This window comes from Streptomyces longisporoflavus, from assembly GCF_014649775.1.
GTDB classification, from domain to species: Bacteria; Actinomycetota; Actinomycetes; order Streptomycetales; family Streptomycetaceae; genus Streptomyces; species Streptomyces longisporoflavus.
This window is the reverse complement of the sequence record NZ_BMTR01000024.1, coordinates 21,332-34,656: the sequence shown is the minus strand read 5'-3', so window position 1 is coordinate 34,656 and position 13,325 is coordinate 21,332. Positions and strand designations below refer to the sequence as shown.

The following is a 13,325-nucleotide window of genomic DNA, read 5'->3' as shown; positions in this document are numbered from 1 at the left end:
TTTGTAAGTCGTACGCTTGCTGAAGACAACCGTCAAGGCGCGGGACCGGAGAGAGCCGATGAGCCACGCCGAGGCCGGTTCCCGGCCCCCGCTGAGCCGGGAGCGGGTACTGCGCACTGCCGTCCTGCTCGCCGACGCGAACGGGATCGACTCGCTCACCATGCGCAAGCTCGGCGTGGAACTCGGTGTCGAGGCAATGTCGTTGTACCGTCACGTGGCGAACAAGGTCGACCTGCTCGACGGCATGATCGACTCCGTTTTCGAGGAGATCGACCTGCCGACCGGCGAAAGCGACTGGCAATCCGCCATGCGCCGCCGGGCCGTCTCCGCCCGCACGGTCATGTCCCGCCATCCCTGGGCGACGGGCCTCATGGAGTCACGGGCCGCCCCGGGGCCGGCCACCCTGCGCCACCACGACGCCGTGATCGCAACGCTCCGCGCAGCGGGATTCACGATCGAGTTGACCGCCCATGTGGTCTCCGTCCTGGACAGCTACATCTACGGCTTCGCACTCCAGGAGGCGAGCCTGCCCCTCGACGCCACGGCTGAGCAGGGAACGGCGGAGGACGCCACGGCGGAGACAGCGCAGAAGTCGGCGAAAGTCACGCCCGCTCCGCACGCGCAACTCACCTCGGGCCGCTATCCCCACCTCACCGAGATGACCGTAGAACACATCCTTCAGCCGGGATACGACCACGGCGACGAGTTCATGTTCGGACTCGACCTGATCCTCGACGGGCTCGAGCGGGCCCGCGCCGACGGACCGACCCGGCCGCGAACCGCCCGCCGTCGATCCTGACGACGGTGCCGTGGTCAGTACAGCTGAGAGGCGGAGCGGGTCACGGCCTGCTGCCTGTTTGGCGTGGTGTAGGCGAAGTTGAGGACTGTACGGCGCAGGCCGGCTCGGCGTAGCGGAGTGACGCGATGGGCCGTGGTGTCGCTGCGCAGGAGATAGCCGTCACCGGGCCGGTGATGGGCACGCCTGGCGGCGTCGCTGCGGAGGGTGTTCAGGTTGCCGGCGCGTTGGGCGTATTCCAGGAGTCCGCCGTCGGCGGGGTCGGCCGGTGCCTCGGTGAACAGCACCAGCGCCAGGGGGTAGTCGTCGGTGTGAGCTCCGTGGGTGTCGCCTTGCTGATGGAGGCTGTTGATGACGTGGCGTTCGAGGGGATCGCTCACGGGAACGGCCTGCAGGTCCGCGATCCGGCCGAGCAGGTCGAGCAGATACTCGTCGCGGTACAGCTGCGGGATCAGTTCGGACTCCCGGGCGATGGCGTGGCCGCCGAGGGTGGTCATGTGACGGGGTGAGCGGTCCATGCATTCCATGGCGAAGTCCCGTCGCACGGCAAGCTTTCCCAGCCGCTTGACCTCGCTGTCGAGGACCGGCAGCGCCTCGGGTGGCACCAGTGCGGGCAGGGGCAGGTAGCCGTCGGCGGCGAAACGGTCGCGGAGGGCACGGGTGTACTCGGGTAAGGACAGCACGCACACGCTTTACCCGGCTCCGCCCACAACCATGTCGCTCCGTCCCGGGGCCGTCTCCTCTTTCCGCGCGGCGCCATCCGTCCCGGAAATTCATCCGCGTAGGCGTAGACCGCAGGCAGAAAAAGCGCAGGCAGCAGCCGCTCCGCCGCCGTGAGGAAGATCACTGGGGACAACCCGGCGCGTCCGCAGATCATCCTCCCCCGTGATCAAGGAAGTGGCAGCGGCAGCTGTTGGCCGAGTGGCCGGTACGTCAGATTCAGATAAGGCAAGACCCTCCATGGCCCCCGAAAAGCGCATCCTCGCGCGCGCAACCCGTCGCAATGTTCTCGCCGCCACCGTGCTGGGGGCCATGACGCCCGTAGGTGTCGGCATAGGCATGGCACTCCGCGCGGAGAGTGACAGCGGCAGCGCGCCCGTCAATCCTCACCAGTCACCCGACATGAGTACGGCGGGCCCCTCGGGTACGTGGGCGGCCTCCGGGCCGCAGCCCGAGACCACGGAGTCGATCGTGCAGATCGTCGCGCATCCCGACGACGACCTGTTCTTCATCAACCCCGAGGTCGGACAGTCGCTGCGCAGCGGCCGGCCCCTGGCCACCATCTACCTGACATCCGGGGAGTCCAACGGCATCAACGGGCCCCGGGAGGGCGCGGGCCGGGGCGGCCCCCGCCCCGCCCGCGACAAGCACAAGTTCGCCAAGGCACGGCAGAACGGTATCCGCGCCGCCTACGCGGAAATGGTCACCGGGCAGCCGGGCCACCCCTGGCAGCGCTCCGTCATCGCGACGGCGGGCGGCGGGCAGGCTGAGCTCGACACGCTGCGGGGATATCCCCACGTCCAATTGGTGTGGACGCTGCTGCACGAGGCGGGCAGCATCCGCGGTGACCGCCCGCACAGTCTGCACGGGCTGTGGCAGGGCCGGGTGGGTGTGCTCGGCTCCCAGTTGGCGCACGGTGGTGTGGTCACCCGCGATTTCTCGTACAGCAGGGAACAGCTCATCCAGACATTGACCGGCTACCTGGAGCGGTTCCGGCCGACCCAGGTGCGCATGCAGAACCCGACGCCGGGCCGCCTCGACCGCAACCTCAGGTGCTCCGACCACCAGGATCACCGTTTCGGCGCCCGGTTCGTCCAGCAGGCCCTCGCCCGCTACGCCGCGGGCGGCGCACGTCCTCACTTCACCGTGCAGGCCTACATGGGCTACTTCAACGGCGGTCTGCCCCGGGCACTCGACCCCGCTTCCGGCGCCTCCAAGGCCCGGACCCTCGAGACGTACTCCTGGAGCGACGACACCTCACGGAACTCCTGCACGGACCCGGCGGGCTGTGGCGACCTCAAAGTCGCCGCGCATCCGAAGCCCCGCTGGTCGCACAGCATCCACCACGCCGGCGACAGCGGCACCGACTGGCTCCTGGCGGGCAAGGACGACAGCCTGTGGGCCTTCGCCGTACTGGACGGACGGATCGCGCACTGGCACCGGCCCGCCGAGGCGACAGGAAGCGGCGGGCGACGGAGTTCGAGCCGGTGGACGGGGCCCGTATTCCAGACGGAGACCGGTATGGACACCGGTGTACGGCCGGTGGCCCTGCCCGACGGACGCATCGCCGTCTTCGGAACGCGCACCCTGCTCGGCGATCAGTCCGCGGCCGCTTACCGCAGGGAAGCGGGGTTCGTCGTTCAGGAGGACCCGGGCGGGCCCTTTGGCCCCTGGCAGTCGCTGGGCAGCCCGGAGCTGTCCGACGAGGTCGGTACCAACGACATCAGTTCGCCCGCGGTCGTGGTGCACGACGACGGCACGATGGCGGTGTTCCTGCGCGACAGCAGCCACCAGCTGACCGCGCGCATGCGGCAGACGGACGGGACGTGGACGCCCTGGCGGGGCCTCGGCGGCAAGGCCGTGCACGGCGATCCGGTCGCCGCGACGGACCGCGCCGGGCGCGCCTACGTCCTTGCCGCCACCCCGCACAGCGTCCTGGCCTGGGTCCAGGACAGCCCGGGTGCGAAGGTGCGCGGCCCGCTGGCCACCGGTCTTCCGGTCACCACCTTGCCGTTGACCGTCCGCAGGGACGACGACGGTGTCCGGGTGTTCTACCGCGCCCCCGGCTCCGGGCACGTGTGCTCGGCCGGCCTGCACGCGGACGCCCTCACCCCTTCCCCGGCGGAGCCGGGCCGGGTGCGCCGGTCATCCAGCACGCGCAGGTCATCCGGCGCGCACAGGTCGCCGGCCGTCACCGATCTGGGCGGGCCCGGCGGCTACGGCCCGGTGAGTGCCGCTCCGGACGGCCGGGGCACTGTCCTGCTCGCGGCGCGGACCGCCACGGGCGATGTCGCCACGGCCTGGGCTGCCCGGGGCACCGCCGGGCGCCGACCGCAGTGGAACCAGACCGGGGTGCTCCCGGCCGGCGCGCCGGCAAGTGTTCTGCTGGCCTCGGGCGGCGTCGTCCTCGCCATGCTCGGTCTCGACAGCCGCCTGTACTGGACCCGTGCCCCGCGTGGAGGAGGTCGCCTGGCCCCCTGGCAGCCGACGAAGCCCACGACGGCGGGGAGGTCGAAGGCGTGATGCGGATGCTGCCCGCCACCAATCGGCAAGACCCGCGGAACACACCGAACAAACAGGACACGCAGGACATGCGGGACGTGCAGGACACCCAGCGCCCTCAGGACCCGCGCGACCCGTTCTTCGACAACGCGAAGTTCCTCCTGATCGTCCTGGTCGCTCTCGGCCACTCCTGGGAGCAGATCGTCAACGGCACGCACACGCTCCAGGCGGTCCACACCCTGGTGTACGCGTTCCACATGCCGGCGTTCATCCTGCTGTGCGGCTACTTTTCGCAGCGCTTCACCGGCCGCCCCGACCAGGTACGCCGCCTGATCGAAGGGGTGCTCATCCCCTACCTCCTGTTCGAGACGGCCTACTCCGCCACGAACAGCGCCGTACGAGGCGAGCCTTTTACCCTCACCCCCACGGAACCCACCTACCTCTGCTGGTTCCTCGTCGCCCTGTTCCTGTGGCGGCTGAGCACTCCCCTGTGGCGGGCGATCCGCCACCCCGTGCCGATCGCCGTACTGATCTCCCTCGCGGCCGGCCTCACGACGATGGGCTACGACCTGGCGCTTCCGCGCGTGCTGATGTTCCTGCCGTGGTTCGTCCTCGGCCTGAACCTGCGCCCGGAGCACTTCGCCCTCCTGCGCCGAAGGGCGGCCCGCCGCTGCGGCGTGGCGGCACTGGCCTGCGCCGGGATCGCCGCGTACCTGCTGATCCCCGCACCCGATGAGCACTGGCTGTCCATGGACGCCGGCTACACGGACCTCGACGTGACCTGGCCGCAGTATCTGGCCGTACGCATCTGCCTCTTCGCCCTCAGCGCGGTGCTGGTCGCCGCGTTCTTCGCCTGTGTGCCCCGACGCCGTACGGCCTTTACGGCTCTCGGCGCAGCCACGATGTACCCCTATCTCCTGCACGGCCTCCTGATCCGCGCGGGCGAGGCAGCGGGCCTGTACCCGGCCGTGAAGGACCTGGGCGCGGCCGGCCAGATCCTGCTCACCCTCGGTGTCATCGCCGCGGTGTTCCTGCTGTCGACTCCACCGGTACGGAAACTGCTGCGTCCGCTGGTGGAGCCTCGGCTGCCGCGGACTGCCGTGCCGGTGGGCGAGCGTTCGCGGTAGGGACGGGCGCGGCGCGCTTCCCCGCCCCGCCTCGCGCTGCCGCTGCCGGTGGCCGCGCCTACGGTTGCTGTATGGCGCTCTCCCGTGAAGAACGCGAACAGTTCCTGTCCGAGCCGCATGTCGCCGCCCTCGGCGTCGACGCGGGTGACGCACGCGGGCCGCTGCTGGTGCCGATCTGGTACGCCTATGAGCCCGGCGGCCTGCCCTGGATCCTCACCGGCGTGGACTCCCGCAAGATGCAGCGGATCAGGGCCGCAGGCCACTTCAGCCTGCTGGTCCAGCGCACGACGCCGACGGTCAGGTACGTCTCTGTCGAAGGGCCCGTCGCCGAGGTGACCGAGGCGGCCGGCGGCCTGCACCGCGAGATGGCCGGCCGCTATCTGGCGGGTGACGCGCTTGAGCAGTACGCGGTGTGGGCGGAGGCCGAGCTCGGCGATCACGTCGTGGTCCGGATGCGGCCGGAGCACTGGCTGTCGGCCGATATGGGAGCGGGCTGAACGGGACGGGCGGCAGCGCCCGGTGTTCCAGGCCGCGCACTCCGCGCGCCGCCGCCCACCACAGCGACTGGGCCGGCGACGACACCGCCGGCCGGCCCTCCGCGTACCACCGGCGGCCCGGGGGTGCGCGGGGTGCGCGGAAGCAAAGTCTGCTTGTCTGACATGCTGGCCGGATGAGCCCCTCGAGCAGAGACGCGTTTGAGGAGCCGCTCTTGGTACTTGAGGCGGAGTTCCACGACCCGGACGCCTACGTCCTGACCCTGCGCGGCACCGCGGACGCCACCACCAGCGACCAGCTCGAGGATGCCTTCACTCGCGCCGCCGGACAGGGCACTCCACTGATCGTGGATCTGGGAGCGATGACGTTCGGCGACGCGACCCTGCTGGGACTGCTGCTGAACGCCTGCCAAGACACCCGGCTGATCCTGGTCGGCCCAGTGACGGCAACCTTCCGGCGCCGCCTCAGCGTTTCCGGCACCGAAGCGATCTTCACGATCTGCCCCAGCCTCTCCCGGGCCCTCGCCAGCCTCGCCTGAACCGCCCCCCCCCTTCTTACCGCAGACTTGCATTGACCGCCCCGATCGGGTGTGCCCCGGCCGTTGCTGGGCACGTGGCCGGGTACGGGCAGAGCGCCCAGCTCATGACGGGAAGCGGGATGCATGCTCGCAACGACGGAGAGCCGGCGGACGCAGACGCAAGCGGAGGACGAGATCGCCCGGCGGGCACACACCGACCCGTCATCGGTAAGCCCGCGCGACGCGCGCACCATCTCCAAGCGCTTCTTCGACCAGCTCGGCAAGCTCGATGAAGGAACGCACGACTACCGGTACGTGCGCGGCTGCCTGATCGAGATCAACCTCTCCCTCGTGCAGTACGCGGCCTCACGGTTCAGGCACCGCGGCCCGCAGGAGATGGAAGACATCATCCAGGTCGGCACGATCGGCCTGATCAAGGCCATCGACCGGTTCGAGCTGACCCGCGAGGTCGAGTTCATCTCCTTCGCCGTTCCCTACATCACCGGTGAGATCAAGCGGTTCTTCCGCGACACCAGCTGGGCCGTGCACGTACCGCGCCGCCTGCAGGAAGCCCGCCTCGAACTGGCCAAGGCCACCGAGGAGTTGAGCACCCGCCTCGGACGCTCGCCCTCCACGGCGGAGCTCGCGGAACTGATGCAGCTGGAGCCCTGCGAGGTGGTACAGGCACAGGTGGCCTCCAACGGCTACGCCTCCTTCTCACTGGACGGCACGTTCACTGGTGGAAGCGATGATTCCGAACCGGCCCTCGCGGACTTCGTAGGCTTCGAGGACCAGTCCTTCGACCTGATCGTCAACTTCCGGTCTCTCGCCCCGCTGATCGCCGGCCTCGACGAACGCGACCGCCGGATCATCCACCTCCGCTTCGTCGAGGAACGCACCCAGAGCGAGATCGGCGCAGTGCTGCACTGCTCCCAGATGCACGTCTCACGCCTGATCACCCGTGTCATCGCCGAGCTGCGTGCGGGCTTGATGAGCAACAGCTGACCAGGGTGAGGGCTGTGTTCTCTCGCCCGGCGGTCATCACACAGACCTGGTGGCGGCAACATCCAAGAGAGCGGGGTGGCAGCAGGGCTGGGGTGTCGAGGACTGTCTTGGAAGCAGTCCGTATATGCCTGTCGACCAAGTGTGTGCCGCGCTACGCTGCAAATAGTCCGCGGTCAAGTGGTTGCTGTTAGCGCAGCAGCCGACTTGCCGGCGATCTTCCGGGCCCGGGTGGGGGCCCTTTTGCCAGCGGCTGCTTCCAGCGGGAGCCTCTTTCCGCCACACCACGGCACACCGCGTTCCTGGCGCCTCGGCCTTTCAGCTCCCGCCATCGCGCTTCCCACCGGTGTGCTCTCCCCCAGACCCCGGGAGTAGTAATGCGCGGCTACTTCGCAGACGAAGTCCTGCTGATGCTGCCCCTGCCGACCAGCCCCGGTGTGCGACTGCGGGGCGAGGTCCTCGGCTCTCACCGAGGGCCCCTGGCGCTGGCGCTGACCGACGAAGCCGCACGGACCGACGAGATCATCCTCGATCTCACCGACGTGCACTACGTGTCGAACAGCGTCCTGCAGACTCTCGCCCTCCTGGCCTGTCGCCTCAGCCCGCCCCAGTGCCTGATCGTCAGGGCGGGCAGCGAACTGGGGCTGCGTGCGAGGACTGCCGCCTACGGCTGGGAGCGGATAGCGACCCTGCGTCTCGTAGAGACGTAGCCGCGTAGCCACGGCGTAGTTTCGTCCAGTTCCGTGGATCTCGCTTCCGGCACCGGTCGCGGCCGCATTCCCGGCGAATGGCAAGCTGGCCACTCGCATCCACGTGGGAAGGTCGGCCCGAACCTCATGAGCAGCAGTACTCCCGGCGCCCTGGAGCGTGCCGCCGGCCATCAACAGCGGTTCGACGCGGCCTTCGAGAAGTACTTCGCCGATCTCCCCGGCGACCTCAACGGTGCACAACTGGGCCGATTCCCGCCCCGCTGTCTGGAATTGCTGGCGCAGCTGTCCCTGCGCGGCGGCAAGCGGGTCCGGGTCGCCCTGCTCTACGAGGCCGCAGGCCTGGTCACCGACAAGGAGGTACCGGGACTCGCGGAGGCGGCCCTGAGTCTCGAACTGCTCCACAGTCACGCGCTCATCCTCGACGACATCACGGACGACTCGCCGACGCGACGCGGCGGCCCCTCCACGTACTACGCATGCCGCGAAGACCTCCCGCACAACCCCCGGGCCGCGCTGGGACTCGCCATGATGGTGGGTGATCTGGCCGGTTTCCTGGCCCTGCGCGTCCTGTTGGAGGCCGACCTGCCCGCCGACAGCAAACAGGCCCTGCTCGATGTCCAGCTCGGCGTTACCACCGAAACCGTCATCGGTCAGGTCCTCGACCTCGAACGCGACGTACACCCCTGGGCCGATGAGGCATTGCCGGAAACGGTCGTCGAGTACAAGACAGCCCGCTACACCATCCTGGCTCCCCTGCGCCTGGGCCTGCTGGCCGCAGGCCAGGACCTGGCGGAGCACGAGGAAAGCCTGCGCCGCTATGCGCAGTCGGCCGGCCTCAGCGGGCAGCTGCGCGACGATTACCTCGACCTCTTCGGCGACCCCGCGATGACGGGCAAACCCCGGGGCGCCGACCTGCGGGCCGGTCGCCTCACCTACCTGACCCGCCGGCTCCTCGCCGTCACGAGCGGAGCCGAGCACGACACCGTCGAAGCCGCCCTCGGCAACCCCCACTGCACACCGCAGACCATCGATCGCATCCGTGACATCGCCCACCACCACAACGTCCACACCCTCCTGCAGACGGACATCGACCGCTACGCGCAAGCCGCAGCCGAGGAAGCCGCCTCCTGGCACCGGCACTGGAACGAAAAGGCCGTCTCCCTCTTCGAACAACTGCCGATGTGGAACACCCGCAGAACCCGATGACCTCCTGCCCCGCGCCTCGGTCCACGTCGGCACCAAGGCAGGCAAGAAGCGCGAACTCGCGCCGGTGGCGGGCTCGTTGACGTGACAGCCTGCCCGGGCCTCTCCGCCGGCGCCAACGTTGCGCCCGGGGCGCACGTGGTGACAGCCTGACTCGAAAAAGACCGGAACGTTCCACTGTCCTTGCCCCGCCCCACGCTTTGAGAGGCACCTGATGAGCAGTGAACCGGCAGACATCCACCAGATAGACACCTCCCTTCCGCACAGCGCACGCGTATGGAACTACTGGCTGGGCGGCAAGGACCATTACGAATCCGACCAACGGGCCGGAGACGCCTACAAGGAGAAGTTCCCCCTGATCGTCCCGATGGCCCGGGAGTCGCGCGACGTGCTGCGCCGTTCGGTGAGCTGGATGGCGCGAGAAGGCATCAAACAGTTCCTCGACGTGGGTGCCGGGCTGCCAACGGCCAACAACACCCACGAGATCGCCCAGCGCATAGCGCGAGATTGCCGGGTCGTCTACGTGGACCACGACCCGATCGTCCTGATGCACGTCGACACGCTGTTGCGCAGTACGCCCGAAGGCGCCACCGATTACGTGCTGGCGGACATGCGCGACACCGGCCAGATTCTCCAGGGCGCCGCGAAAACGCTCGACATGTCCCGGCCCATCGGCCTTGTGATCAATGATGTGCTCGGTCACATAGACCCCTGGGAAGACGCACTGACTCTGGTGCGCGGCCTGGTGGCGGGCCTCCCTTCCGGCAGCTATGTCTCGCTGACACATTCCGATGCCGACGACGAGCTGCACCGCAGCGTGCAGGAGGAGTACAACAACTCCGGCGCCATTCCCTACATTCTGCGCGGCCCGGAGCAGACGGTCTCGCTCTTCGACGGTCTTGAACTGGTCGACCCCGGCTTCGTGCCCTGGCCGAAGTGGAAGCCGGACGCGGCCATGCCCGGCACGCTGACCATAAGGGCGGGCTGGGTCGGCGTGGCACGCGTGCCGTAAACCCCGCCGGCCACACGGAGTTCACGCGAACTTCCCGTTTGTTGAAGTGCCAACTGTGGGAATGAAACCGCTTGTTGAGACGGAAGTGTCATCCCCCCACAGGAGGCCCCATGCGCCGTCGACTGACCGCTCTCGCCGTAAGCGCCGCTTCTCTCACCCTGGGTCTTGGCGTAGCCGCGGCCCCCGCCTCGGCCGTGCCCGCGGACAAGGCGCAGGTGCTCAGCAGGTGGACCCAGACCGACGCGGGCAGCTACAGCGCCTGGGTGTCGGCCAACGGAAACCAGGGGGCCTGGAGCGCCTACCAGTTCAACTGGACCACCGACTACTGCTCAAGCTCCCCCGACAACCCGCTGGGCTTCCCCTTCAAGACGGCCTGCGCTCGCCACGACTTCGGCTACCGCAACTACAAGGAAGCGGGCACGTTCAACGCCAACAAAGCCCGCGTCGACAGCGCCTTCTACGAGGACCTGAAGAGAGTGTGCGCGGGATACAGCGGCGCGACGAGAACCACCTGCAACGGCACGGCCTGGACCTACTACCAGGCCGTCGACAAACTGGGCTTCTCCGGTGTGGTGGGCGACGGGACCGCCCGCTGACCGACCCCCTACCCGCGCGATGGGCGGTGACCGCATACGCGATCGCCGCCCATCACCTGCCCCACCGCCGCAGCGGACCACCCGCGTCCCCTAGGCCCTGGCCACGCTGCGCGAACCGGACCGGCTGTTCCTGGTTCTGCGGCTGGGCCTGGCCCGCAGCCTCAACGGGCAGGGCCGCCATGAGGAGGCTCTCGCCGAGGCCGAGCGCGCCGCCGAGCTGCACCGCGGTCTGCCCCCGGAGCAGCGCGGTCAGGAGGCCGGCGCCATCGATCTTGTCGTGGCCACCGCCCTCCTGGAGCTGGGCCGCCACAGCGAAGCCCGTGTCCGGGCCGCAACCGCTAACGAAGCCTGCCTGGCCTCCTTCGGCCCGGCCCATCGCCGCACCATAGAGGCCCGCGCGTTGCTCGACCGAATCGACGGCGCCTGAGCCATAGGGGTCGTCAGTTCGGGCGCCGGACAGGGGCCCTGCCGGGACGGGGCCGGTGCAGTCAGGGCTCGGCGGAGCCGGAGGAGTGGGTGCCGGTGTCCCGCGACCGCTCTGGGCCGGTGCCGGGGGCCCGGCCCTGGCCGGGTTCGAAGCTGCGGTCGCGAGGCGTGCCGTCGCCGTACCAGCTGGACAGGATGCGCAGGCTTTCCGCGTCCGCCGTCCCCGGCCGCGCGGTGTAGACGGTCAGGTACTGCTCGCGGTCGTCGGGCAGGTGCAAGGTCTCGAACTGCAGCGTCAGCGCACCCACCACCGGGTGCTCGAAGCGCTTGTAGCCGTGCGACTTGCTCTTGACCGTGTGCATCGACCAGTGCCTGCGGAACTCTTCGCTCTTCAGCGACAGCTCGCCGACGAGCGCGGCCAGTTGCGGGTCGTCGGGGTGTCGTCCGGCGTCGAGGCGCAGGTGGCCCACCGTGTCCTTGACGACGAACTCCCGGTCCGGGTAGAGCCGGAGCACGCTCTCGTCGAGAAGCACCAGCCGGGCGAGGTTGCGCTCATGCGGAGCCAGTGCCCCGAAGTCGGTGATCAGCGCGCACGCGAGCTGGTTCCAGGCAAGGATGTCCATACGCCGCCCGAAGACGAACGCGGGTGTGTCGCCGATGGCGTACAGCAGCTGCCGCAGGCCCGGCCTGGCCTGCTGCGGCCGGTCCTGGCGTGGCCCGCCGGCCGGCTGCCGGGCCAGGCGGTGCAGGTGGCTGCGCTCGTCCTCGTCCAGCTCCAGCACCCGGGCGACCGCGTCCAGTACGGATTCGGAGACACCGGGGTTGCGGCCCTGCTCAAGGCGTACGTAGTACTCGACGCTGATCCCGGCCAGGTATGCCAACTCCTCGCGGCGCAGCCCTGGCACCCGCCGGATGCCGCCGCCGGGGGCCAAGCCGACCTTTTCGGGGAGCAGTCGGGCGCGGCGGGAACGCAGGAACTCTCCGAGCTCGGTACGTCGCTTCATCACGCCATCATCTCCTCAAGCGGGCGCGTGAGGGTGGTCCTGCCAGTACCCATGAAGGGCCGTACCCGGGAACAGCGGAGGGATCACAGCGTCTCCCGCACCTGCCGACAATGGCGGCGTACGACCACCGCGCACACCGGCGCATCCCGACGAGGAGTGGGTGTATGACGAAGCAGCCCCTGTCCCGGCGTTCCGTGCTGTCCGCCACCGCTGCCACGGCCGCCACCGCGGTCCTGGCCGTGACGCCGCCGGCCGCCGCGCGTCCGGCGGCGCCCGCCCGGGCCCGCGGCGCGGTACTCCCGGACCGCTATGTCGTACCTGGAGACCGCGCGTTCCCCACCGGCAGCGCCAACGACCCACGCACCGGTCACCTTTACGTCGGCAGCGCCGAGGACGGCACGCTCTACCGGGGCCACCTCACCAAGCCTCAGGTACGCCCCTGGTCGCCCGACGGCGCCGACGGCCGCAGCATCACCTCCGGCCTGGCCGTCGACGGCGCCGGCCGGCTCTTCGTGGGGGGCGCGGACACCGGCACGCTGCGCGTGTACGACACGGCCGGCGGCACTCTCCTCGCCCTGCTGCACGGCGTGGAGGGCGGGTTCGTCAACGAGATCACCGTCGCATCCGATGGCACCGCCTACGCCACCGACTCCTTCCGCCCGGTCATCTACCGCCTGACCCGCTCGGGCGCCCGCTGGACCCTCGAGCGCTGGCTCGACGTCGCCCGCACGCCCATCGACTGGATCGACGGGCAGCACAACCTCAACGGCATCGTCTGCGTGGGCGGCCATCTGCTGACCGTCAACAGCAATACCGGCCAGCTGTGGCGCATCGACCGCCACACCGGCGACGTACGCGAAGTTGACCTCGGTGGTCACCTGCTCCGCAACGGCGACGGACTCGTCTGGCGTGACGGCCGCCTCCACGTGGTCCAGGGCAACATCAACGCCACCCCCGGCCTCATCCCGCAGGTGGCCGTCGTCCAGATGTCCGCCGACCTGACTGCGGGCCGCTACAGCGCCCGCATCATCCCTCCCGGCGGCTTCCACCACCCCAGCTCGGCGTCGATCTTCCGAGACCGGATCATCGTGGTCAACAGCCAGTACAACCGCTGGATCGCCGGCCTGCCGCCGGAGGTGCTGCCGTTCACGGTCTCCAGCATCCCGCTGACCGACGCCGAACCGGTGTGATCCGCGCAGCCTAATTGCACACAGG

14 protein-coding genes are annotated in these 13,325 nt (G+C 69.4%); 11 read left to right on the top strand and 3 right to left on the bottom strand.

Going from position 1 to position 13,325, the window contains the following annotated elements; genetic code table 11:
* The first annotated feature begins 58 nt into the window (after positions 1-58).
* Entirely contained in the window at positions 59-799 is a 741-nt protein-coding gene (locus IE226_RS34660; RefSeq protein WP_190085432.1) for a TetR/AcrR family transcriptional regulator C-terminal domain-containing protein, read from the top strand.
* 14 nt (positions 800-813) lie between these two features.
* Here IE226_RS34660 and IE226_RS34655 read toward each other — a convergent pair whose 3' ends face one another.
* On the bottom strand, positions 814-1,479 hold the full coding sequence (locus tag IE226_RS34655; protein ID WP_190085431.1) for a HalD/BesD family halogenase: 666 nt from the start codon (positions 1,477-1,479) through the stop codon (positions 814-816).
* A 277-nt stretch (positions 1,480-1,756) separates the two neighbouring features.
* Here IE226_RS34655 and IE226_RS34650 point away from each other — a divergent pair, with 277 nt between their 5' ends.
* The 9 genes from IE226_RS34650 to IE226_RS34610 all read left to right on the top strand — a co-directional run bounded on the left by IE226_RS34650 (position 1,757) and on the right by IE226_RS34610 (position 10,680).
* Complete coding sequence (locus IE226_RS34650) at positions 1,757-4,039, top strand: PIG-L family deacetylase (RefSeq protein WP_190085430.1); 2,283 nt, start codon at positions 1,757-1,759, stop codon at positions 4,037-4,039.
* A 68-nt stretch (positions 4,040-4,107) separates the two neighbouring features.
* A complete protein-coding gene (locus IE226_RS34645) occupies positions 4,108-5,145 on the top strand; it encodes an acyltransferase family protein (protein WP_190085429.1) in 1,038 nt (345 codons plus the stop codon).
* A gap of 71 nt (positions 5,146-5,216) precedes the next feature.
* Entirely contained in the window at positions 5,217-5,642 is a 426-nt protein-coding gene (locus IE226_RS34640) for a pyridoxamine 5'-phosphate oxidase family protein (RefSeq protein WP_190085428.1), read from the top strand.
* A gap of 173 nt (positions 5,643-5,815) precedes the next feature.
* Positions 5,816-6,178: an STAS domain-containing protein gene (locus IE226_RS34635; RefSeq protein ID WP_190085427.1), complete on the top strand. Its 363-nt coding sequence runs from the start codon at positions 5,816-5,818 to the stop codon at positions 6,176-6,178.
* A 123-nt stretch (positions 6,179-6,301) separates the two neighbouring features.
* The gene (locus IE226_RS34630; RefSeq protein ID WP_190085426.1) at positions 6,302-7,162 is read left to right on the top strand and encodes a SigB/SigF/SigG family RNA polymerase sigma factor; all 861 of its coding nucleotides are present in this window, start codon (positions 6,302-6,304) and stop codon (positions 7,160-7,162) included.
* 374 nt (positions 7,163-7,536) lie between these two features.
* Positions 7,537-7,869, top strand: coding sequence for an STAS domain-containing protein (locus tag IE226_RS34625; protein ID WP_190085425.1), 333 nt, complete (start codon positions 7,537-7,539; stop codon positions 7,867-7,869).
* A 126-nt stretch (positions 7,870-7,995) separates the two neighbouring features.
* Positions 7,996-9,075, top strand: a complete 1,080-nt coding sequence (locus IE226_RS34620) for a polyprenyl synthetase family protein (protein ID WP_190085424.1) — start codon at positions 7,996-7,998, stop codon at positions 9,073-9,075.
* Positions 9,076-9,286: 211 nt separating this feature from the next.
* Positions 9,287-10,084: an SAM-dependent methyltransferase gene (locus IE226_RS34615; RefSeq protein ID WP_190085423.1), complete on the top strand. Its 798-nt coding sequence runs from the start codon at positions 9,287-9,289 to the stop codon at positions 10,082-10,084.
* 110 nt (positions 10,085-10,194) lie between these two features.
* Entirely contained in the window at positions 10,195-10,680 is a 486-nt protein-coding gene (locus IE226_RS34610) for a phospholipase (protein ID WP_190085422.1), read from the top strand.
* Between the two features lie 52 nt (positions 10,681-10,732).
* On the opposite strand, the gene IE226_RS45135 is transcribed toward IE226_RS34610, so the two are convergent.
* On the bottom strand, positions 10,733-10,990 hold the full coding sequence (locus tag IE226_RS45135; RefSeq protein ID WP_190085421.1) for a hypothetical protein: 258 nt from the start codon (positions 10,988-10,990) through the stop codon (positions 10,733-10,735).
* A 178-nt stretch (positions 10,991-11,168) separates the two neighbouring features.
* Positions 11,169-12,110, bottom strand: a complete 942-nt coding sequence (locus IE226_RS34600; protein ID WP_190085420.1) for a helix-turn-helix transcriptional regulator — start codon at positions 12,108-12,110, stop codon at positions 11,169-11,171.
* Positions 12,111-12,274: 164 nt separating this feature from the next.
* On the opposite strand from IE226_RS34600, the gene IE226_RS34595 reads away from it, so the two are divergent.
* Positions 12,275-13,300 (top strand): SMP-30/gluconolactonase/LRE family protein, encoded by a 1,026-nt coding sequence (locus tag IE226_RS34595; protein ID WP_190085419.1) that lies wholly within the window; start codon positions 12,275-12,277, stop codon positions 13,298-13,300.
* Positions 13,301-13,325 lie beyond the last annotated feature (25 nt).